General features: G+C 36.0%; 18 protein-coding genes and 1 other RNA gene. 4 read left to right on the forward strand and 15 right to left on the reverse strand.

Features of this window, described 5'->3' with window-relative positions:
• The first annotated feature begins 21 nt into the window (after positions 1–21).
• Positions 22–420: a YbaN family protein gene (locus ESZ47_RS05385; protein ID WP_148605438.1), complete on the forward strand. Its 399-nt coding sequence runs from the start codon at positions 22–24 to the stop codon at positions 418–420.
• A 31-nt stretch (positions 421–451) separates the two neighbouring features.
• Here the strand turns inward: ESZ47_RS05385 and ESZ47_RS05390 are convergent, their stop codons facing one another.
• The 9 genes from ESZ47_RS05390 to ESZ47_RS05430 all read right to left on the reverse strand — a co-directional run bounded on the left by ESZ47_RS05390 (position 452) and on the right by ESZ47_RS05430 (position 14,572).
• Positions 452–1,612 carry an LCP family protein gene (locus ESZ47_RS05390; protein WP_148605440.1) on the reverse strand — a complete coding sequence of 387 codons (1,161 nt, stop codon included), beginning with the start codon at positions 1,610–1,612 and terminating at the stop codon, positions 452–454.
• Positions 1,613–1,772: 160 nt separating this feature from the next.
• Complete coding sequence (locus ESZ47_RS05395; RefSeq protein ID WP_148605442.1) at positions 1,773–3,761, reverse strand: ABC transporter ATP-binding protein/permease; 1,989 nt, start codon at positions 3,759–3,761, stop codon at positions 1,773–1,775.
• Between the two features lie 239 nt (positions 3,762–4,000).
• The gene (locus ESZ47_RS05400) at positions 4,001–6,043 is read right to left on the reverse strand and encodes a peptidoglycan D,D-transpeptidase FtsI family protein (protein WP_148605443.1); all 2,043 of its coding nucleotides are present in this window, start codon (positions 6,041–6,043) and stop codon (positions 4,001–4,003) included.
• An 87-nt stretch (positions 6,044–6,130) separates the two neighbouring features.
• On the reverse strand, positions 6,131–7,384 hold the full coding sequence (locus ESZ47_RS05405; protein ID WP_148605445.1) for an aminoacyltransferase: 1,254 nt from the start codon (positions 7,382–7,384) through the stop codon (positions 6,131–6,133).
• Between the two features lie 76 nt (positions 7,385–7,460).
• Positions 7,461–8,603 carry a LysM peptidoglycan-binding domain-containing protein gene (locus ESZ47_RS05410; protein ID WP_148605447.1) on the reverse strand — a complete coding sequence of 381 codons (1,143 nt, stop codon included), beginning with the start codon at positions 8,601–8,603 and terminating at the stop codon, positions 7,461–7,463.
• Positions 8,604–8,786: 183 nt separating this feature from the next.
• Positions 8,787–9,143, reverse strand: coding sequence for an NlpC/P60 family protein (locus tag ESZ47_RS05415; protein WP_148605449.1), 357 nt, complete (start codon positions 9,141–9,143; stop codon positions 8,787–8,789).
• 1 nt (position 9,144) lies between these two features.
• Positions 9,145–10,431 (reverse strand): LysM peptidoglycan-binding domain-containing protein, encoded by a 1,287-nt coding sequence (locus ESZ47_RS05420; protein WP_148605451.1) that lies wholly within the window; start codon positions 10,429–10,431, stop codon positions 9,145–9,147.
• Between the two features lie 318 nt (positions 10,432–10,749).
• Complete coding sequence (locus tag ESZ47_RS05425; RefSeq protein WP_148605452.1) at positions 10,750–11,718, reverse strand: beta-ketoacyl-ACP synthase III; 969 nt, start codon at positions 11,716–11,718, stop codon at positions 10,750–10,752.
• A 172-nt stretch (positions 11,719–11,890) separates the two neighbouring features.
• On the reverse strand, positions 11,891–14,572 hold the full coding sequence (locus ESZ47_RS05430) for a valine--tRNA ligase (protein WP_148605454.1): 2,682 nt from the start codon (positions 14,570–14,572) through the stop codon (positions 11,891–11,893).
• Between the two features lie 425 nt (positions 14,573–14,997).
• Between ESZ47_RS05430 and ESZ47_RS05435 the strand changes: the two genes are divergently transcribed.
• From ESZ47_RS05435 to ESZ47_RS05445, 3 genes are all read left to right on the forward strand, one after another.
• Positions 14,998–16,107, forward strand: coding sequence for an SLC13 family permease (locus ESZ47_RS05435; protein WP_148605456.1), 1,110 nt, complete (start codon positions 14,998–15,000; stop codon positions 16,105–16,107).
• Positions 16,108–16,126: 19 nt separating this feature from the next.
• The gene (locus ESZ47_RS05440) at positions 16,127–16,636 is read left to right on the forward strand and encodes a ClbS/DfsB family four-helix bundle protein (RefSeq protein ID WP_148605458.1); all 510 of its coding nucleotides are present in this window, start codon (positions 16,127–16,129) and stop codon (positions 16,634–16,636) included.
• 139 nt (positions 16,637–16,775) lie between these two features.
• Positions 16,776–17,117, forward strand: coding sequence for a ribonuclease G (locus tag ESZ47_RS05445; RefSeq protein ID WP_148605460.1), 342 nt, complete (start codon positions 16,776–16,778; stop codon positions 17,115–17,117).
• Between the two features lie 214 nt (positions 17,118–17,331).
• Here the strand turns inward: ESZ47_RS05445 and ESZ47_RS05450 are convergent, their stop codons facing one another.
• From ESZ47_RS05450 to fabZ, 6 genes are all read right to left on the reverse strand, one after another.
• Complete coding sequence (locus ESZ47_RS05450; protein WP_148605462.1) at positions 17,332–18,156, reverse strand: VanW family protein; 825 nt, start codon at positions 18,154–18,156, stop codon at positions 17,332–17,334.
• A gap of 230 nt (positions 18,157–18,386) precedes the next feature.
• Positions 18,387–18,744: a transfer-messenger RNA gene (gene ssrA, locus ESZ47_RS05455) on the reverse strand.
• 54 nt (positions 18,745–18,798) lie between these two features.
• Positions 18,799–19,602, reverse strand: coding sequence for a carboxyltransferase subunit alpha (gene accA, locus ESZ47_RS05460; protein ID WP_148605463.1), 804 nt, complete (start codon positions 19,600–19,602; stop codon positions 18,799–18,801).
• Entirely contained in the window at positions 19,603–20,445 is an 843-nt protein-coding gene (gene accD / locus ESZ47_RS05465; protein WP_148605465.1) for an acetyl-CoA carboxylase, carboxyltransferase subunit beta, read from the reverse strand.
• 59 nt (positions 20,446–20,504) lie between these two features.
• Positions 20,505–21,878, reverse strand: a complete 1,374-nt coding sequence (locus ESZ47_RS05470) for an acetyl-CoA carboxylase biotin carboxylase subunit (RefSeq protein ID WP_148605467.1) — start codon at positions 21,876–21,878, stop codon at positions 20,505–20,507.
• A gap of 1 nt (position 21,879) precedes the next feature.
• Positions 21,880–22,311, reverse strand: coding sequence for a 3-hydroxyacyl-ACP dehydratase FabZ (gene fabZ, locus ESZ47_RS05475; protein WP_148605469.1), 432 nt, complete (start codon positions 22,309–22,311; stop codon positions 21,880–21,882).
• Between the last annotated feature and the right edge of the window lie 54 nt (positions 22,312–22,365).

A 22,365-nucleotide genomic window follows, 5' to 3' on the forward strand; every position in this document is an offset into this window, starting at 1 on the left:
ATGTGATGGTAAACTATATATATGAAAATATTATTAATTGCCCTTGGGGCGCTCAGTTTTGCAATTGGCACGATTGCAATATGGATTCCAGGTCTTCCTACAACAGGTTTCTATGTATTAACGACTATTTTATGGTCAAAATCATCTAAAAGGCTTGATAATTGGTTACATCAAAATAAGTATTATCAAAGATATGTCACCGAAGCCGTTTTTGACCGTAAGTTATCTCTGAAAGGGCGAGTATTAATATATCTCGTCACCGCTAGTATGATGGCTATTCCTTTCTTTAAAACCGACATGCTATGGCTGAAATACGTTCTTCCATTAACATCTTTAACACAAATAATCTCAATGGAATGTTATTATCGTGGTTATCTTTGGCGTAACGGTATTCCTTTCACCAATGTAAGAGATAAGTAAAAAAATCCAATTTCTTAAAAAAATTGGATTTTTATTGTGCATCTAATGTTTCACCGATGACATTTAAATTATATTCTGCAATACCATACGACAACGCAGGTACCGAACTACCAAATTGTGTTCCGGTTGTCTTAGCCGTTAGATTAAGGGATTTACGCAATAAGTTAGTTGCACGCTGTTTCTCAGAAGCTGTGACCATCTGATAACTGACACCATTATACATGTCTGAAACACCTTGCAAATGGTCAGATTTTTGATTTTTTGTAGCAGCCATATAGGATAGGGCAATTTTAGTCATATTATTGTATGTTAAATCTGTTTCTGCATTTTTGGAAATTGATTTCATAAACTTTGCGTTTAACAATGTTTTTGCACTAGCAGATTTTTTCAATAATGCCTTTAGAACTAAACGTTGTCTTTTTTGACGACCATAATCCCCTTCTGGATCATCGTAACGCATTCGCGAAAATGACAGCGCTGCGTAACCATTCATCGTTGTGTAGGTTTTAAAGTTCTTACCGTCAGATGCGTATTCATATTTTTCTTGGTTTTTATAAAATTTATAGACATCTGACTTGTCGTTTTCGGGTTGATAAGTAAATGTTAGAGGTGATGTAACTTTCACGCCACCTACTTGATCAATAACTTTTTCCAAACCACCCATGTTCACCAGAGCATAAAAATCAATTGGCACATTTAGATAATTCTGCAAAGTAGATATTGTTGCACCAACACCCGCGATAGGAAATGCTGCATTTAACTTTTGTGGAAAAGTATCTTCTCTGCCCACAATAGAAACCATAATGTCACGAGGAATCGACATCATTGTTGTTGTTTTCTTCTTTGGGTTAACTGTAATTAACATCATTGAATCTGTCAAACCAGTACGGTCACGAGCAAGCGCACCAGTATCAGTCCCAAGTATTAATATTGAAAATGGCTTGCCATCTTTCAAAACTTGATTTACATCTCGTGCTTTTGTGATATTTGCGCTCCGATGCATCGTATCCACTGACTTCTTAATGTTACTTAACAACATTGTAGTGATAATACCACCGATAATCAGTAAAATAACTAAAAAGCCAATAATCCATCGCCATTTTTTGTGGCGTTTTTTCGGTTTCTTTGGCTGCAAATTATTTGAATTTGATGCCTGATTTTGACGAGTCATTCGGCTCATATTGTTATCCATTGATTTGTACCCCCAGGAATATCCTGATTTTTAAATTATACCATTAAAAGTTGTCATAACGCCATAATAAATCAGTACCTGTGCCTTATTGTAGTCATCTATGAGTACACAATAAAAAGCATTCAATGTCTAATCAATGAATGCTTTTTATTTAAAATGTTTAGTCAGCCGCTAACGCATCAATAGTATTCAAATTAGCTGCCCGACGAGATGGAACAAATGAGGCTACTAATGCAATAATTAGTGCAATCACTACAGCAAAAATCACATTACCAATTGACACCTGAACAATATTAAACTTTATTAGTCCATAAAGTGCTGAATTCATAGCAAACTGTGCTAAATAAGCAGTTACAATACCAAGCACTGCTGAAATAATTCCCATCAACAAAGCCTCATTAGTGAACAAACCACGAATGTCTTTCGCACGTGCACCCAATGCTCGTAACACACCAATTTCTTTAGTACGTTCAGATACAGACATGTAGGTCGTAACAATAATCATAATTGCTGATACAATCAATGAAATTCCAGCAATAGCAGCCAATACATATGATGCTAAACTAGTAATTGTGTTGATAGTGTCTAGTATGCTTCCTACTGAAATTGCCACTGCAACACGTTTACCATTATCTTTAATCTTATTAACCGCATTCACGGCTGTTTTAACATTCTGTGTATCATTTATCTTTAATGTTAAGTAATTTGCTTCTGTAATGGCCTTAGCTTTTACCAAATCCTGCTTCATGCCTGCAAATGTTGTTGCGAATATCGTTCCGGCTTGTCCACCATCTGTAATACCAACAATTTTCATTGTAGAAGTTACTGGAACAGCTTGATTATTTTGATCATATGCAACATACGTGTAAGATATATTCTTACCAATCAAAGATTTCCAATTTTTATTGGCTTTTTGGGCAAATGTCTTATCAATAACAATTTCATTATCAGCTGATGGCTTATGTCCTGCCTTTATGATTTTATCAGCATATGCTGATGACCAAGTTTGAACTTGTGTACCTGCTTGAGACTGTACATCACCATATTTGAAAACAGCATTGTTAAATTGATAGCCTTGATATGCTTTAGATACGTTTTTAACATTATTAATTTTCTTAATCACACTGTCAGAAAAAACAGTCGATGAGTAGTTAGTCGCAGCTGCCTGTGTTGTGGCTTGCATACGCTCATTGTTTGTCGCATCATTGTCATCTAACGTATTTTTAATAACTGTTGGATAATTAGGGTTGGCCAAGGAGCTAACTTGATCATTAATATATCCTTTAATACCGTTACCTAAACCAAGAAATAATATCACCGAAAAAATTCCTATTGCCGAGCCCATTATAATCAAGAAATTTTGTAACTTTTTGTATTTTAGATGATCAAATGCCATGTCCCATATTGAAGACGCTGATAATGGTTTTGATACTAAGCGGTCTGGGTTTGATGATACTTCGAATTTATCTTTCAAATTCTTTTCTTCATCAATTTTCCCATCAGCCATATGTAAAATACGTGTACCATAATCAGCAACAGCCTGTGAGTGAGTTACCACAATAACGAGCTTACCTTCTTGTGCGATCTGCTCAAGTAGTTCAAGAACTTCTATTGTATTAACTGAATCTAAAGCTCCTGTAGGCTCATCAGCAATCATCACATCTGGATCAGCTGCTAGTGCACGAGCAATGGCTACACGTTGTTTTTGTCCACCTGAGAGCTGTGAAGGATATTTATGAACATGATCACCCAAGCCAACCTTATCCAACAATTCCATTGCACGTTGTTTGCGTTGAGCTGCTGAAAGTGTCGTCATATTCAAACTAGTCTCAACGTTTTCTAAGTTTGTTTGATAATTTATCAAATTGAAACTTTGAAAAATATAGCCAATTGTTTCACGGCGATAGACATCTAGTTTCTTTTCTTGTTGATGATCGAGTCGATTACCATTGATCAATACGTCACCTGAGAAATTACGATCCAAGCCACCAATGATGTTCATCAATGTTGATTTACCACCACCAGATTCACCAAGAATAGAAACAAATTCTCCCTTTTCAAATGATAAGTCTATTCCTTTTAGGACAGGAAATTCTTCTTTTCCCAAGAAATACGATTTGTGGATGTTTTTTAACTCTAAAAAAGACATATATTTACTCCCTTTTCGATTGTACTATGTCATTCTGTACTACGATATACCTAATATCAAATAGTGTAATTATTTATAACTACACTAATTTAGATTAATTATTATACAGTATACATTAATGTTGGCTATTTTGAAACGACAAAAATTATTACCACTAACTTTAAAAACAATTGATGACCGTATTGATTTACATAATACAAAAAAACAGCAATATTACTATCACTGTTTTTCTTTCATAACTATGGTTTATTTTGAACATATTTCCAGTAAGCGTTAATAATTTTTGCTGCAATCTTTCCGTTAGTACCATCCAAATAATTATTCATGCCCGGAATTGCCATGGCCATAACCATAGGCTGACCAGGAACATAAGCAACAATAGATTCTGTATAGGTTGTGTGTCCATTCGTCGTCGTTTCAGCAGTTCCAGTTTTTGCATATACGTTTGGCTCTAATTTATGCAGATCCGTTCCACCAGTGTTATATGTGTCACTACCATTGGCAACACGATTCATACCCTCATGAATCACTTTCCATTCATCAGAATCCAGTGCGACCTGTCCCTGTATGTTAGGTGTTGCATTCCAAACAGTTCGTTGTTTACTACTGTTAGAAGAACTTTGTAATACTGAACTAACCAAATGAGGTTGAATCAAATAACCACCATTTGCAATGGTCGAAACATAACGTGCTAATTGAAGTGTTGTATAAGTATCATATTGACCAAATGACTCATACAAATATTTACCAATACTTGCGCCCGTCGTATCTCCACGATAACCAGCTGTTTCACCACTCACATCAATTCCAGTTTTCGTGCCTAATCCAAATTGACCTAATCCATTACGTAGCGTCTGGAACGCATCAGAATTCAAATTTAAAGCTGACCCCGAGCTATATGTCTGTCCACCTATTTTCATCCCTAACTGAACGAAATAGGTGTTTGATGATCGTTCTAATGCAGTCTGTGCATCAATAGAAACGGGATTTCCAGATTTATTCCAATACGATGTAATTGTTGGTGTTCCCGCGATTTTAATAGCTTGGTCTAGCAAAGTAGAATTAGAAGGCGTAATCACATTTTTTTGAAAAGCTGTCGCTAAAACAGCAGGCTTAACAACAGAACCCATGACAATTGCGTGATTAATATTACCTAGTGGATCAGCTGTTTTAGTTCCTGTATCATAATCTCTATCCACACCGGCCATTGCGTAAACACCACCGGTATAAGGATTCATTACCGTTGCATAAGCCCCTTGGACGTCGCCAGTTGGTAGATTATCTTCTAGTATTTTTTGAACTTCTTTTTGAAAATCAGCATTAATTGTTAGCTTGAGACTATCACCAGATTGACCCTTATACTTTATCGCAGAAGACTTAACAGTGCCATCAGAAGTCGTTGTCACAACTGTCTGCGAAGCAGAGCCTTTTAAAAGAGATTCGTACGTTGATTCTAAATTAGAACTCCCAACAGATTCGTTCTGTGAATATCCTTGTGCTAATAATGTATGCAAACGATCATCTGGCAAACCATTATCTTCACTAGTCACTGTTCCAATCAATGCTTTGAAATCAGTACCTTCTGGATACTGCCTTGCCCAGCTAGTTCCAATTTTAATACCAGGAAATTGACTCAAGCGTTCGCCAATCTCGGCTAGCTCTGTTTCTGTCACATCATCTTCTTTAATGAATGTTGTCGATAATGAGTAAGCACCACTCATTCGCTGGAAAATCATAGCATCATTATCGCTAACATGATTAATTAATTTATGATCTTCGACATAAGCAACTGACAAATCATTAATTTCTGCTGTTGTTAAAGTACTACCACTTTTATGCTTTTTGTTAATAATTTTTTGAATTTTTTGCGCATTTGCCGCATCGGCTAAATAAAAATCTGCCTTAGAACGATCACTAAGACGTGTCGTATCAACTGTTAAATATTTACCCAGTTTAACAGCTGTTTTCCGCATAGTGCTAGAACTAATATTCGTACCGCGAGTAAACGTAACTGCCGTTTGCGCTTTATTTCCAGCAAGCACACGACCTGTAGCATCATACACTAATCCACGCGGTGTATTACCTTTTTCAACAGTTTCTTCACTACGATTAACTTCTGCTAAATAATTTGCGCCTTGCTTAATTGTTAAAAATCCTAATTGCACAATAAGCGCAACCATTAAAATAAATGATATGAATAACAATATTCGTAAACGTGTGGGGAGGTTAGCCCGCGCATCGTTTTTGTTATCTCGATCTTCTAGATATGGATTATGTTTCATAAGTATGTTGTACCGCCAGTTTAATAATCATCTTACCTACCATACCACAAATCAACTTTAGCCCGCTAAAAAAATACTATTTTTTTACTAGGCACGACCTAACATTTTCTTCAATAAACGATAAAACTTATACTTAATCGGATTAACTGGCATCATAAAATTACCAACTAATTGTCGTGCATGACCTTCAAAAGTAGTTTTAAATCCTAATACACCATCGCTACCATCAAATTTACCTGCGATACCGTAGAAGTTATAGCGCTTTAATCCTTGTTTTACTGCTTCATTAATCATAACATCTTGAATTTGATATGGTCCGTAATAATCCATATATTCTTCATACGTCCCAGAGTACAAGTAATTCATTTCTTGAGGCTGTTGAAGAAATAGTGCGCCAGCAACAACAACAGTTGCTTTGCCAGCATCCTTTTTTTGCTGTGCTGCCTTTAAAATGCGCTTGTTATGTTGTTTCTTTTGATCAGCAAATTCAGCATATTGTCTTTTAAACTTATCGTTTGCTGGATATTTCTCAATCTTCTGATTAATTTTGGCTAATTTTTCGTCAAGTTGCGCTATTTTTTCAGTTTCTTCATTAATGTACTTATCAAAATTGAGTTCTGCAAAAATAAAAGTTGCATTATCCCCATATACATCATAAACTGTTTGATAAAAATTCAAATTTTTGTCTTTATAATGTAGACGATTGGCAGTCTTTTGAGTCAGTTCTTTGAATTCTGGTAAATCTTTTCGAGATAGCTGACGTAATTGAATACCAAATTGTGCATTTTTCTTAAGATAATATTGTGCTTTTTTGTTATAGGAAGCTCGCACGGATTTTTCATCAGTTAGTTCTGACAAGTCCTTGATATATTCCCATTCTGGAGACCCAGCCGTGGTGAATCCGTCCACAAACGGTAGATGGGTGAATCCAAGCGATTTCATTTCTTCAATAAAGGAAGTATTTTCTTCCCCTATAGTTTCACCATGATTATTGGTAATCTTTAAAGTAACATTAGGACGAATTTCGATATAAAGTCCTTTGTTTTCACGTGAAAATTTAACAAAATTAGACATGAAAAAAGCTAATAACTCATGATTATTAAAATCCAACATTGGCCCACGGTCAATAGAAAAAATATATCCTAGATGTACTTTTTCACGCATAACCAATGCTGCTGCAACAACTTTGTTGTCGGCCTTTACACCTAGTAACCATATTTTATAGCCTCTTTTTTGTAACAATTCGGCTTGTTCACTAGATTGCAAAAAAGTCCCTACAGAACTATTTTTTTCAAAATTAGTGTATTCTTCTTTTGTTAATTCAGTAAATTTGTACAACATTTTTTATACCTCTGCACTCTACTATACATGAGAACACAAAAAAAGTGGATAGTAACTATCCACTTTTTTTGTGTTATTAATGAGCGTCGATAACAATCCAACCGTCATAATAACCAACGCCAGCTTCAGTGAAACTAGAGTTAACAATAAATTCAGTGTGTCCACCATTAACCATACCAGTTTCATAGTACCAAGCATTAATTACTGTTGCACCAGCGGCAAATCCATTAGCAACAACTTCAGGAGTTGATGATGATTCATGCAAACCAAACCAATTAGAAGATGTAGCAAGAGCTTGTGCACGACTTTGAGCCTGTGACGTCAATGATGCTGAAATTTTAATGGCTGGCAAGCCAAGCGTAGCGCGCTTTTCATTCCATGCATTAATTGTGGCGTCTGCTGTAGTTGATGAAGTAGCTGACGAACTATTATTTGTGCTGTTGTTTGTTGAACTAGTAGCAGTGTTATTAGTATCGTTATTGTTAGTATTAGTAGTATTAGTTGATGATTGTGTTGTAGTTGAACTCTGTGTTGTTGAACTTGAAGTGTTTGAAGTTGTTGAAGTTGTTGTTGTTGACAACTTCAATGTTTGTCCTACAGTAATTACATTAGCATTCGAAATACCGTTAGCAGAAACTAAGTTTGCTACTGTTGTACCATTTGCTGCTGCAATCTTGTTTAATGTATCTCCTGATTTAACAGTATATGTACCATTTGTGGCAGATGCTGTATCATTTGATGTTGTTTCTGTAGTTGTGGTTGAAGACTGTGTAGTTGAAGAAGTTGACGTAGATGCTGACAACTTTAATGTTTGTCCTACAGTAATCAAATTAGCATTCGAAATACCGTTAGCAGAAACTAAGTTTGCTACTGTTGTGCCATTTGCTGCTGCAATCTTATTCAACGTATCCCCTGCTTGGACAGTATAAGAACCGTTAGAAGATGAAGAAGTTGTAGTTGAACTTTGTGTTGTTGAACTTTGTGTAGTAGCTGTTGAAGCTGTAGTTTGTAATTGTTGTCCAACAAAAATCAAATTAGCATTTGAAATATTGTTGGCCTTAACCAAGGCATCAACAGTTGTACCGTTCGCTGCTGCAATTCTGTAAAGTGTGTCACCAGATTTAACTGAAACAGTGTTAGCAGAAACTTGAGCAGCACCCGCAACAGCAAATGCTCCTGCAGCTGTAACGACAGATTTGGCAATAGTAGATTTTTTCATAATAGTAAACTCCTAGTAGGGACTCATATTCAATAATAAATGTTAATTTTTTCCGTCTTCTCGACAATTCTTAGTATAACAATTAGCTATGTCATTGATATTTTTTGTACTTTGCACTTTGTTATCAATATATCAAGAAAATATCTTTTGTAACAAAACAAACAAATAAATGACATTTTTGTATCAAAATATAGATCCAGCAATGCAAGGGTACCAACTTTTTGATATTTTTTGAATTTTGGCTACGTGTTCACTGTTATGGATTGCAATAAATTGATTACCACCTACGTAAATACCTACTTCGTATGGTGCATTTTGCGTTCCCCAAAATAGTAAATCACCTGGTGTCGCTTGTAAAACACCCAAAAGATGATGCATTTGCTTAATCAACTGTGCAGGTGATGTTTCCCAGTGTTTATTGCCATCAGATAATGGTATGCGCGCATCCATTAATTGTTGCGCAACAAAACGACCACTGTTGTGGTCGTTAAATTTTTTATCAATATTGCTCAATGCTAATTTTAAATAATCGTTTTGCATGTTATTGTGCGTTAATTACAATCCATCCATTATAGTATCCAACACCAGCTTGTGTAAAGTTTGGATTAATAATGAACGCAGTATGTCCACCATTCACCATACCTGTTTCATAATACCAGGCATTAATTACTGAAGCACCTGCGCCAAATCCATTGGCAACAACTTCAGCAGTACCTGAAGACATATGTGTACTGAACCAGTTTGAAGAAGTGCCGATTGCTTGTGCGCGGCTCTGTGCTTGTGCTGTTAAAGAAGCTGAAACTGTAACTGGTGATAAACCTAGTTCAGCACGCTTAGCGTTCCAAGCATTAATTGTCGCATCAGCCGTGGTACTACCAGTTGATACATTTGTCGTAGTAGCAGTAGTAGTAGTATTCGTACTTGCTGTTTGTGTAGAAGAAGACGCTGTGTTTGTCGATGTTGCGCCACCATTAGCCTTATAAGCATTGTACTCAGCCATTGTCATATAACCATCGTTATTCGTATCAGCGCTAGCAATATATGAAACATTTTCTGTTGCAGTTGTTGATGAATCAGCTGTTGATGAGGAATTAGTTGCTGAGCTTGTTGAACCCCCGTTGGCTTTGTAGGCATCGTACTCAGCCATTGTCATGTAGCCATCTTTGTTTGTATCAGCATCAGCAATATATGAAATATTTTCTGTTACTGATGATGTTGCAGCTGTTGAGGTGTTTGTTGATGATGAATCCTCAGTTACGGAAGTTGAACCGCCATTGGCTACATATGTGTTATATTCATCTAATGTCATAAAACCATTGTTGTCTGTATCAGCGCCAGCAATATACTTTAAATTGCTAGTGTCTACAGAAGAAGACTGCGCTGCCGTTACAGTTGTAGCTTCAGAACTTGTTTCTTGTTGTGTAGCTGCTGTCTTCAACGAAAGTTCTTGTCCTGTCAAAACAAGATTTGTATTTGATAAGTTATTTAATGATGACAATACTGATACATCTACACCAGTTTTTTCAGCAATTTTTGATAATGTATCACCTGATTGCACTGTATATGATGAACCATCTGCTGATAAACCAGAAACTTCTTGTGTTGCGTTAATTTCTAATGATGAACCAGCTAAAATCAAATCTTTATTGCTGATACCATTAGCTTTAGCCAAATCATCCACAGTAGTGTTATTTGCTGCTGCTATCTTTGATAACGTATCGCCTGATTGTACTTCAACTGTGTCAGCAGAAGCTGCAGCATGACCACCTACAAATGCGGCAGCACCTGCGGCAGTAGTTAACAAAGTCTTCTTAAAAAATTTACCCATATTCTTATATAACTCCTGAATGAAATTAAATTCGCTTTTAATAATTAAGTTTTAGATTTGTATTTAAACAAATCTTAATAACATTAATCAGTATATCTGTTCGTTGTAACGTATGTATTGTGTCACTATATCAATAATGTAACAATATTACTGATATATTTCAAACAATAAAAAACGTTGAGATATCAACGTTTTTTCAGTGTATTATTTACTTATTTAGATGATAAATTCAAATAAAAATGCTCAATTCATAGCAATTATTTTTATTTTTCGGCATTTCTATAATATTAAGCACCGTTAAACGTCTTAATATTTTCTTTAGAATTCCAAAAGCACACTACCATAAGTGAATCCTGCACCAAAACCGGTTAGTAATACTTTTTTTCCGTTTAAATCAACAGATTTTCTTAATTCATCTAAGCCAATAGCAATTCCAGCTGATGATGTATTTCCATTCTTAGTAACATTTGTTGAAAATTTTTCTATTGGTTCACCAAGATCATTCGCAATATATTCTATCAAACGTAGATTTGCTTGATGTGGAATGTAGTAATCAATACTACCTGTTGTTAGTCCTTGCTCTTCCAAAAATTCGCGAATATGTTGTGGAATTGAGGTTGTTACCTCGTTAAATACACTACGCCCTTGTTGGGAAAAAGCATCAATTTTTGGATAGTTATCCACAGATAATTCTTTTAGTGGTTCGATTCTTCCTGAATGAACAACGTCAGCATTGCCAATTGTATGCATTTTTTCAGCCTTAACAATTCCTTCATCAGTCGCTGTCATAACAATTGCACCTGCACCGTCACCAAAAAAAACCGTACTCGTTCGATCTTTAAAATCCATCATCTTAGAATTAACTTCAGATGCTATAACCAAGGCATTTTTATACTGACCTGATTTAATGAACTTATCTGCTGTACTTAATCCAAAAACAAAACCTGCACAAGCAGTCATAATATCATAAGCCCAAGCCTTTTTAGCTTGTAGATTGCGCTGTACTAAAGCAGCGGTTGATGGTGCTAATCCATCAGGGGTAAATGTTGTTACAATAATCAAATCAATATCTTCTGCTTTGATATTGGCCTGATGTAATGCTAGTTCAGCAGCAGATGTTGCTAAATCACTCGTATTTTCACCTTGCAAGGATATGTGTCGTGTTTTGATACCAGTATGAACTTGAATCCATTCATCACTGGTATCTATGATATCTGCTAAATCATCATTAGTCACGATGTCTCTAGGCACATAATGCGCACTTGCTAGTATTTTACTTCCGGACATTGTAACTCTCCTTCAAAAATTGCATACAGCCATATATTACACGCTATTTTATACTCTAACTATTGTATCGAATTATAAAAAAAAGTCCACTACTTAACTCTTAACATACTAGCGTAATTTATTTTAACATAACAAGAAAATCACCCCTAATGGAGTGATTTTAAACTGATTATTAGTTAGCTTTTAAAGTTTCTAATCGTTCTTCTGTTGCAGTAAGTTTGGCTTGCCAGTCGGCTAACTTTTCTTTTTCTGCCTTAACAACAGCTTCAGGAGCTCCAGAAACAAATTTGTCATTTCCTAGTTTTCCTTCAGCTCGTTTTACTTCTCCAGCAAACTTTTTCACTTCAGCTTGCAGACGTGTAATTTCTTCATCGATATCAATCAATTCAGCCAATGGCACATAAATTTCTGCGCCGGAAATTACTTGTGACATCGCCAAATCAGGAGCTTGCACATCATCATTAATTGTTAACGTTTTAGGGTGAGCAAAGCGGTTGATATAATCAGCATTTGTTTCAAAAATTCTCTTCAATCCCTCGTCCGCTGTTTGAATCAGCAAATCAATAGGAGTCGACATAGGGGCGTTTGCTTCTGCTCTAATATTACGAACAGCTACAATTAAATCTTGCAATGATTTGAAAGCTTTTTCTGCTTCAAGATTGTTTAATTCCTCATGTACTACCGGATATTTTACAATAGCAAAATCAGCATTTTTGCTACCTTGAGCCGGCATTTCTTGCCAAATAGCTTCAGTAACGAACGGCATAATTGGTTGCAATAAACGTAATGTTTGATCCAACACATAGGCCAAAGTTTGTTGCACTGGTGCCTTGTCATTATCACCATTCAATGTTTCCTTGGTCATTTCGATATACCAATCGGCAAAATCAGACCAAATAAAGTTGTACAACTCACGTCCTGCTTCACCAAATTCAAATTTGTCAAAATTACGTGTTACATTCTCAACCACTGTATTCAAGCGTGACAAAATCCATTGGTCGGCCAATGTTAATTGACTCATATCTGGTAACGTAGATGGTGTATCTTCATCCAAATTCATAATAACATAACGTGACGCATTCCAAATTTTGTTAATAAAGTTCCAAGCCGAATCCATCTTTTCGTAAGTAAATCGTAAATCTTGTCCCGGAGTTGATCCCGTTACTAGGAACCAACGTAATGCATCAGCACCATATTTTTCAATAACATCCATCGGGTCAACGCCATTACCCAATGATTTTGACATTTTACGCCCTTCACCATCGCGAATTAAACCATGAATCAAGACATTTTTAAAAGGTCGTTGTCCAGTAAATTCTTTCCCCTGGAACATCATCCGTGCTACCCAGAAGAAAATGATATCATAACCAGTTACTAATGTATTTGTTGGATAATAACGGGCAAAGTCACCATCTAGCTTTTCTGGCCAACCCATGGTTGAAAATGGCCATAAGGCAGATGAGAACCATGTGTCCAAAACATCTGGATCACGTTCCCAACCGTCACCTGCTGGTGCTTCCGTACCAACATAAAGTTCTTCTTGATCTGTTCCTTTATTTTTGTACCAAGCAGGAATTTGATGACCCCACCACAATTGACGTGAAATAACCCAGTCACGAATATTTTCCATCCAACGTGAAAATGTATCTTCAAAACGTGCTGGTACAAATTCAACCTTTTCATCGTCATTCTTTTGCATGTCTAAAATTTGTTCAGCCAATGGCTCCATTTTAACAAACCATTGTGTTGATAGACGTGATTCAACTTGGACACCTGTACGTTCTGAATGACCAACAGAATGAACAATTGGGTCTACTTTTAGCATGTAATCGCCAGCTTCAAGGTCAGCGGCAATTGCTTTACGAGCCTCGAAACGATCCATGCCATTGTATTTACCAGCAAATTCATTTAAATGACCGTCTTCAGTCATCGTATTAATGCGTTCCAAATCGTGACGATTACCCACTTGGAAATCATTAGGATCATGGGCTGGTGTGATTTTCACCATACCAGTTCCAAAGTCTTTTTCTACATACTCGTCCGCAATAATTGGAATTTCACGACCAACTAATGGTACCAAAACCTTTTTCCCTATTAAATCTTTGTACCGTTCATCGCTAGGATGGACAGCAACAGCGACATCCCCAAACATTGTTTCTGGACGAGTTGTTGCAATTTCAATGTAGTCTTTCCCGTCAAATGTTGTTCCATCTGTAAATGGATACTTAACGTGATAAAAGGCGCCTGCATCATCTTGATAAATAACTTCAATGTCAGATAAGGCAGTTCTTGCCTGTGGGTCCCAGTTAATGATATATTCCCCACGGTAAATTAATCCTTTATTGTATAGATCAATAAATACCTTATTGACAGCCTTATTCAAACCTTCATCAAGCGTAAAACGTTCGCGGTCAAAGTCAAGTGACAGTCCCATCTTACCCCATTGCTGCTTGATGGTAGTAGCATACTCATTTTTCCAGTCCCATACTTGTTCAACAAACTTTTCACGACCTAAATCATAACGTGAAATACCTTCACCACGTAATCTTTGTTCAACTTTTGCCTGCGTTGCAATACCAGCATGATCCATGCCTGGTAGCCATAAGGTATCGAAACCTTGCATACGTTTTTGGCGGATAATCATGTCTTGTAATGTTGTATCCCACGCATGACCTAAGTGAAGTTTCCCTGTAACATTAGGTGGTGGAATAACTATAGAATAAGGCTCTGGCTCATTGCCTTGAATTTCTTTGTTTGATTCTGGTGCAAATAATTTTTTACTTTGCCAGTTATCATAACGACCAGCTTCAACAGAAGTTGGATCATATTTTGTTGACATGTCAATATCACGCATGGTTAATTCCTTTCTTTTAGGCGGTAACACGAAAAAATCGTCCTAATCTCAAAACCATAGAGATTAGGACGATTTTCACCGTGGTACCACCTAATTTGTCGCTTCAAAGCGACCGCTTTATTTTATTTACAATTATAATTCAAAGCCTTAGCAACCTTGGGCATTAACACGATTGATTTTCACTAAACATCAACTCTCTAAACGTGCGCTTGCTTAATCCTCTAAGAATATTTTAATACTACCGTAAATTCACTTGTACGTCAAGCAGCACTATCTATATACCAATTCAGAGCGACAATAATTGCATATTTTTTGTCATCTGCTTATGATTAATATATTACTCATACACGTAACAATGAATCCAATTACATAGACAAATAATTTGACATAAGATTAAGTTGTCAAATGGAAAGTATCTTTTTTATATGTTAACTTTAGCCAAACGAATAGTATCCGATAAAACTTTCATGGTAACGCTAGTTTTGTCTATTATATCTTTGAAATACGGTCATGTGAATTTTTCAGACATTGACTTCAAAACTATTTTTTCGTTATCAGCTTTATTAATTACCGTTTCTATCTACCAAGAGTTAGGTATTCTAAAGTATGTTGCTAGCTATATCGTGGCTAGATGTCAATCTACTCGCACTGTTTTTTTAGTCTTACTTCTTTGTTCATTTTTTGGCTCTATGCTATTTACTAATGATGTAGCTATTTTGACACTTATCCCTATATTTTTTAACATTAAAAAACACCTGACATCATTGCCTAGCATCTTAACGGTTAGCTTACTAACAGTTTATGCAAATTTAGGCAGTGCAATCACCCCCTTTGGCAACCCGCAAAATATTTATATTGTTTCATTCTACAATCTTAGTCTTCCTCATTTTTTAACAATGTCATTGGGTATCGGTGTGTTGGCATTGATTACTTTATTCATGTGTCCCCTCTTTATTAAAAATATTGCCATTCAAACCAACTTGACTGTAAATATAAAAATTAATCATCAAAAGGTCATTTATCTCTTTGTCGCTAGTGCTATCGTTTTAATGGGTATACTATCAATTATTCCCATTTCTATATCACTTGTTGCCAGTATATTAAGTGGTATTTTACTTAGTAAAAAAGTATTCAAACGCATTGATTATGCTATCATACTGACATTTATTAATTTTTTTATTATCATTAGTGCTGTCAGCAAAATTGATGCGATTCGTGAACTAATTCATACACATACACAAAATCAAATTTCTATTTTTTTCTCAGCTGTTATCACAAGTCAATTAATTAGTAATGTCCCAGCCACCGTTTTACTATCAAAATTCACCACCGACAATTATCCTTTGTTTTTAGGTGTAACTGTCGGTGGATTAGGAACTATTATAGCTTCATTAGCTAACCTATTAGCACTGAGACAATATAATGGTTACACACACAACCACACTAGCCTTCAATTCTTAAAAAAATTTACACTTTTAAACATTGTATTTCTGCTATTATTTATACTGATAGGATTAATTTTGTTACATTTATAAATCAAAAGTGAGTATACCGATGCAATCGTACAATAACAAAAATGAATTAATTCAAGCTATAAATACAAACTATAAAAAATATATTGATGAATTTATCAACATCCCAAACGAACTAAAAAACAAACGAGTGGAAGGTGTTGACAGGACGCCTGCTGAAAATCTTTCCTATCAATTAGGATGGATAACTGCTTTATTGAGTTGGGAAAAGGACGAATTAGCTGGAAAAGATGTCATTGTTCCCGCTGAAGGTTATAAATGGAATAATCTAGGTGGCTTATATCAATCGTTTTATCTAACCTACAGCCAATATACTTTGGCAGAACTAATCAATATGCTTAACATACAAGTAACAAATTTGTGTGAATTAGTAGACAAATTACCTGACAACATTCTATTTGAACCAAATAAACGCAAATGGGCAACATCAGCCGCTCAGTGGCCTGTCTGGAAATGGATCCATATTAATTCTGTTGCACCTTTTAAAACATTTCGAACCAAAATACGAAAATGGAAGAACTTTTCTCTGTGAATTATATTAAAATGAACTTCAAAGATTTTTTTTACTAAATTATATGACTTTTTTCACTTATCTGTCATATACTATAGACAAGAGTATTTTCTAAAGAGACGTGCATTGAACCACGTTAAAAGTTTTTGGGAGAAATATTATGGATGAGAATGGAAAGTATGTACCAGATGAAGTTAAGGGATGGAACTGGGGGGCGTTTGCTTACCATATATTTTGGGGTATTGGCAACAAAACCTATTTGCCTTTACTCTGCTTAATTCCTATATTTAACATTTTTTGGATGTTTGTATGCGGATTTAAAGGAAATGAATGGGCTTGGCAAAAAGGTGAGTACAAAGATGTTGAAACTTTTAAAGCTGTACAAGCTACTTGGAATCGTGCCGGATTAGTGCAATTCATTATTGGCATTGCCTTGTTAGTGTTGTACTTACTGTTTATTAGTGCTATGGTTTCAGCTATTCTAAATAATCAAACATACTAAATCTTACTTTATTATTAGTTACTATAAAAATATATAAAAAAATCACGGATTCATATTTTGACCGTGATTTTTTTATATTTTCATTTTGTTGACACTAACCAAATTATTAGTTATCTTGTTTATACTATACAATTGGTGCTAAGCTTTTAAATATTGCAGAATTCTTAAAAAAATTTGAATTATATAGCTGATAATAGTTTACTCCAAAATAAAACTATTCACTTGCCTCCTTAATAACCTTTAAATTACTTGTATCGTAAGCTACTCTAGCATGGTTAGTTTTGATTAACTTTTTAGAGATTAACTTACCATCATCATGTACATATTGATATATTTTTCCACAGCGATACACTTGTCCACCCTCTTCAATAAATTTCTCGTCAATCATCTTTACTTCATAGCTATGTTTAGGCGCCTCAGACATACGTAATTCACCATGAAGATATTTATCCCCAACATATGTAATTAATTGATATGTTGCCTCTGTATTATTTTTAAATCTATAATCAAGATAGTTGTATACGATGGACGTTCCACTGCCAAATGGCACTTGCCTGTCAGAGTCAGGAAACATATCTACCTGCTCATGATGATACTTTTCAATTACATCTAAGGAAGAATGTAAAATCATCCAGTGAATTAAATTACTAAACTGACACAATCCGCCACCTGTCCCTTTTTTTAGTTGTCCATCATTAGCAACCATTAATCCAGATTGATAGCCATTTTGAACAGTACACCTTCCAACCAAATTCCAAAAAGAAAATGTTTCCCCTGGCTTAATTAATATGTGGCTAACCTTAGGAGCCGCAATCTTCAAATTATTTACCTTTGCCTCTTCAACAGGGACTGGTACTTTACGTAATCTTCTGCGCATCAATGACTCATGTTTAAAGACAAGATAAGGTAATTCTTTCTCATATTTGTCTTTGGCCACATTTCGACTTACAATATCAACAATTTTTCGCTTTATAATATGTGATTCATAAGATATTTTATATGTTAGTGGTGATATTTCACAAAATAATTTTCTTGTCATCAATTTTTCTCCCCATTCTCTCTTTCTCTATGCTATCACTCCAATAAAATAAGGGTACTATTATTTATATAAATAATTCAGTTTAAAAAAATTAATTTTTCATTTAATCATAAAAAAGATTAGTTTATATGTAATTTTTACTTTTTTGTACGAAATACAGTGCAACGTTTTTCATAAGAAAAGGCGCTACATCAAGGTTTTTGAAACCTTGTGCAACGCCATGAAATGCTAAATGGATCTGAGGGGAGTCGAACCCCTGTCCAAATCACCTGATACATCAATATCTACGCTTATAGAGCCACTACTTAAATTTCATTGTACCGTACGCCGCAGCTCAAGGCCAACCAATACAACTAATCTGATTAATTTAATGATGTTCTTCCAGATGTAAAGACCACCACGATCTGGCTTTTTATGGCCTAATCTCAGACACCAGCAACCAAGATTAAGCTACGCATCACTGTGTTTTAGGCAGCGATAGCGAAAGAGTTTTCGTTTTTTGCAGTTAAAATTTCTGCCCGTTTTGCGCCCGGACGGCGAAACGCAATCAATGCTCTAAGTAACCTGTCGAATTCCAAAAACAGACCCTTAAAAAATCCACCAAATACCTTTGGGGACTTTCATTATAACATATTTATCTTTTTAAAACGCTCTAAAACGGTTACGGCGCTTAACTATTAATTCATCCGGTGTTAATTGATTTAAGGAACTAATTTCATCAGTCAGCCGTTTGCGGATTAGATTAAATACTCTTGGATGATTACGAGACTCAGGAATAATATATTCAATAATATTCTTCTCCAACAAATCTTTAGCTGTTAAGCCCATAATTTCTGCAGCCTCCTCACTACGCTTGCTATCTTTCCACAAAATAGAAGCAAATCCTTCGGGGGATAATATTGAATATGTTGCATTTTGAAACATCCACACTTGATCAGCTGTTGCTAAAGCAAGCGCGCCCCCAGAACCACCCTCACCATAGATAATCGAAATCATAGGCACAGTCAATTTCATTGAATCCAAAATTGATTTAGCAATGGCTTCCCCTTGTCCTTGTGCTTCTGCTTCTTTACCTGGAAAAGCCCCAGGTGTATTTACAAACATAATAATCGGACGATTAAATCGATTCGCTTGTTGCATTAGCCGTTGCGCCTTACGATATCCCCAAGGCTCAGGAGAACCATTACGCTTACTTAACTTGTCATGAATATCGATTCCTTTATCCACAACGATAACGGTCACTGGCATAGTTCCCAAACGAGCAATACCACCGATAATAGACATATCATCACCGCCAAGACGATCACCATGCAATTCAACAAACTCTGTGAAAATACCATCAATAATCTCTCGAGCCATAAAACGGTCTTCACGTGATTTTTTAACAACCTGCGCTGGTGTTAATTCGCGTTTAAATAATTTCAATCCACTTAGAATATCAGGCATTTATTCGGCCTCCGTTGTGTGTAATCTAACAATCTGAGCAATTAATCGTGCTAATTCCGATCTCGGAACAATTTGATCCACAAAACCATTTTCTAGTAACGTTTCTACACGTTGAAAATCTTTAGGTAATTTCTCATGAATTGTTGATTCAATAACTCTGGCCCCAGCAAACCCAACGAGTGCATGTGGTTCAGCCAAAGTAATATCCCCTTGCATCGCAAAACTAGCTGTTACGCCACCAGTTGTAGGGTCAGTTAATACAACTAGATAAAGTAGTTTAGCTTCTTGATGAGCCGCAACAGCAGCCGATACTTTAGCCATCTGCATCAAAGAATTAATGCCTTCTTGCATACGCGCACCGCCCGAAGCCGTAAACAAAACAACAGGTAATCTATGCGCCGTAGCATATTCAAACAATCGAGTAATTTTCTCACCTGTCATTGAACCCAAAGATCCCATCATGAAATATGAATCCATGATACCTAAAGCTACTCGTTCCCCTTCAATATCTGCCAAACCTGTTAATACTGACTCGGCTAATTCTGTTTGAGACTGTGCACGTTTCAATTTTTCTGCATAACCAGGAAAATCAGGATGATCCATTTGGATGTCAGCATCCATTTCCTCAAAATTTTGAGTCAGCAGCTCAATTCGTTCTCGAGCTTGTAGTCGAAATCCATAACCACATTTCGCACAAACACGATACTTACCAAGCTGTTTATTATACATTTGCGCGCCACAATATGGACAAGCTAAGAAAAGGCCATCTGGTATACGATCATTAACTGATGCATCTTTTTTAATCTTTGAAGTGTCGTTCTTTTTATTACTGTATAGTTCCATATGAAATGTCTCCATTTACTAGAATACCGCACACGTCAAACGCATGCGGCATTAATTTATTAATTATTTGACAGAGTTTCCGTCCAACGTGGTAAAAAATCATTTTCCAGATAACGTGTATCAAACTCACCTCGCTTGACATTATCATCTTCTAACAACGCTTTTTGAAAACTTAAACTGGTAAAAATGCCTTGTACAACAGTTTCATCAACAATGCGATGAATTTTATTCACAGCTTTTTCACGCGTATCACCCTTAACAACTAGTTTACCAATCATTGAATCGTAAAAAGGTTGTACTTTATCTCCGACAAACAACGCAGAGTCAATTCGAACACCCGGTCCACCTGTAGGCAAGAATATTAAATCAATTGTTCCAGCACTAGGTGCGAAGTTATTTTCGGGTCTCTCAGCCGTTAAACGAACTTCAATAGAATGACCGTTAATTTGAATATCATCTTGTGTTATTGGTAAATCATAACCGGCAGCTATTTCAATTTGTAATCTAACAAGATCCAAATCCGTCACCATTTCAGTCACTGGATGCTCCACCTGAATACGTGTGTTCATTTCCATAAAGTAAAAATTACCTTCATGATCCTGCAAAAATTCAATAGTTCCTGTATTTTCATACTTTATAGCTTGTGCAGCTTTTGTGACAATACTACCTAAATAAGCGCGCATTTCAGGTGTCACACCAACCGCAGGTGACTCTTCTAACACTTTTTGATTTTTACGTTGTAACGAGCAATCACGTTCTGGTAGATACACGACGTGTCCATTTTCATCTCGTAAAAGTTGCATCTCGATGTGTCGAACATGTTCCATCACTTTTTCGATGTACATCTGATCATCACCAACAGATAGTCGTGCTTCGTTTTGAGCATCATCAAACTTATCACTCAGCTCAGCTTCACTATAGACAAAACGCATTCCTTTTCCACCACCACCGGCAGCAGCTTTCAGCAATAATGGATATCCAATACGATCAGCAACAGCTTTTGCTTCTGAAAAATCACGAATAAAGCCATCTGATCCAGGAATAACTGGCACACCAGCTTGCCTCATCTCTTCACGAGCGTTGGCTTTATTACCCATTAATTCAATTGTATCTGGACGTGGTCCAATCCATTTAATGCCAACTTCGCCGACCATTTCAGCAAACAACGCATTTTCTGATAAAAATCCATAGCCAGGATGAATGGCTTCGGATCCTGTTAACAAAGCTGCACTTAAAATATTTTTCATATTCAAGTACGAATCTGTCGGCTTGACCCCACCAACTGCGATAGCTTCGTCAGCAATTTGAACATGTAGGCTATCTTTGTCAGCTATTGAATAAATAGCAACTGACGCAATACCCATTTCTCTCAACGTCCGGATAATACGTACCGCAACTTCGCCACGGTTTGCCACTAGTACCTTTTTGAACATTTTAATCTCCAATAATAAACGTCAATTCTGCGGTTGTCGCTTTCTTGTCACCGACCCAAACGATACCCTTACCCGTACCAATTGGCCCACGCAAACGATCTAAAGTAACTTCTAAACGTAATTGATCTCCTGGACGAACCATTTTACGATAACGAGCCTTTTTAATACCACCAAAATATGCTGTTTTACCCTTAAATTCTGGCATAGAAAGTAATGCAACTGCACCAGTTTGAGCTAATGCTTCTACCGTTAATGCACCAGGAAACGTTGGGTTACCAGGGAAATGACCTTGAAAAATTTCTTCATTAACACTAATATTTTTAATTGCTACTGCTCTTTCACCGGGAACGAGTTCTTCCACCGTATCCAACATTAGCATTGGGTAACGGTGAGGTAAAATTTCTTGAATTTGTTGAGTATTTAGAATCGACATTTTCGGCTCCTTTGTATTATGTACGTTTGCATAATATTTATTAAAATTTCAAAA

Source organism: Leuconostoc litchii, assembly GCF_008107645.1.
GTDB classification, from domain to species: domain Bacteria; phylum Bacillota; class Bacilli; order Lactobacillales; family Lactobacillaceae; genus Leuconostoc; species Leuconostoc litchii.

Coding starts and splice junctions, on each gene's coding strand:
- ESZ47_RS05385 (WP_148605438.1), top strand. CDS start 22: ATGAAAATATTATTAATTGCCCTTGGGGCGCTCAGTTTTGCAATTGGC.
- ESZ47_RS05400 (WP_148605443.1), bottom strand. CDS start 6,043: ATGAAACATAATCCATATCTAGAAGATCGAGATAACAAAAACGATGCG.
- ESZ47_RS05435 (WP_148605456.1), top strand. CDS start 14,998: ATGTTAACTTTAGCCAAACGAATAGTATCCGATAAAACTTTCATGGTA.
- ESZ47_RS05410 (WP_148605447.1), bottom strand. CDS start 8,603: ATGAAAAAATCTACTATTGCCAAATCTGTCGTTACAGCTGCAGGAGCA.
- ESZ47_RS05445 (WP_148605460.1), top strand. CDS start 16,776: ATGGATGAGAATGGAAAGTATGTACCAGATGAAGTTAAGGGATGGAAC.
- ESZ47_RS05425 (WP_148605452.1), bottom strand. CDS start 11,718: ATGTCCGGAAGTAAAATACTAGCAAGTGCGCATTATGTGCCTAGAGAC.
- accA (WP_148605463.1), bottom strand. CDS start 19,602: ATGCCTGATATTCTAAGTGGATTGAAATTATTTAAACGCGAATTAACA.
- ESZ47_RS05405 (WP_148605445.1), bottom strand. CDS start 7,384: ATGTTGTACAAATTTACTGAATTAACAAAAGAAGAATACACTAATTTT.
- ESZ47_RS05415 (WP_148605449.1), bottom strand. CDS start 9,143: ATGCAAAACGATTATTTAAAATTAGCATTGAGCAATATTGATAAAAAA.
- ESZ47_RS05470 (WP_148605467.1), bottom strand. CDS start 21,878: ATGTTCAAAAAGGTACTAGTGGCAAACCGTGGCGAAGTTGCGGTACGT.
- ESZ47_RS05420 (WP_148605451.1), bottom strand. CDS start 10,431: ATGGGTAAATTTTTTAAGAAGACTTTGTTAACTACTGCCGCAGGTGCT.
- ESZ47_RS05390 (WP_148605440.1), bottom strand. CDS start 1,612: ATGGATAACAATATGAGCCGAATGACTCGTCAAAATCAGGCATCAAAT.
- ESZ47_RS05440 (WP_148605458.1), top strand. CDS start 16,127: ATGCAATCGTACAATAACAAAAATGAATTAATTCAAGCTATAAATACA.
- fabZ (WP_148605469.1), bottom strand. CDS start 22,311: ATGTCGATTCTAAATACTCAACAAATTCAAGAAATTTTACCTCACCGT.
- ESZ47_RS05430 (WP_148605454.1), bottom strand. CDS start 14,572: ATGCGTGATATTGACATGTCAACAAAATATGATCCAACTTCTGTTGAA.
- ESZ47_RS05395 (WP_148605442.1), bottom strand. CDS start 3,761: ATGTCTTTTTTAGAGTTAAAAAACATCCACAAATCGTATTTCTTGGGA.
- accD (WP_148605465.1), bottom strand. CDS start 20,445: ATGGAACTATACAGTAATAAAAAGAACGACACTTCAAAGATTAAAAAA.
- ESZ47_RS05450 (WP_148605462.1), bottom strand. CDS start 18,156: ATGACAAGAAAATTATTTTGTGAAATATCACCACTAACATATAAAATA.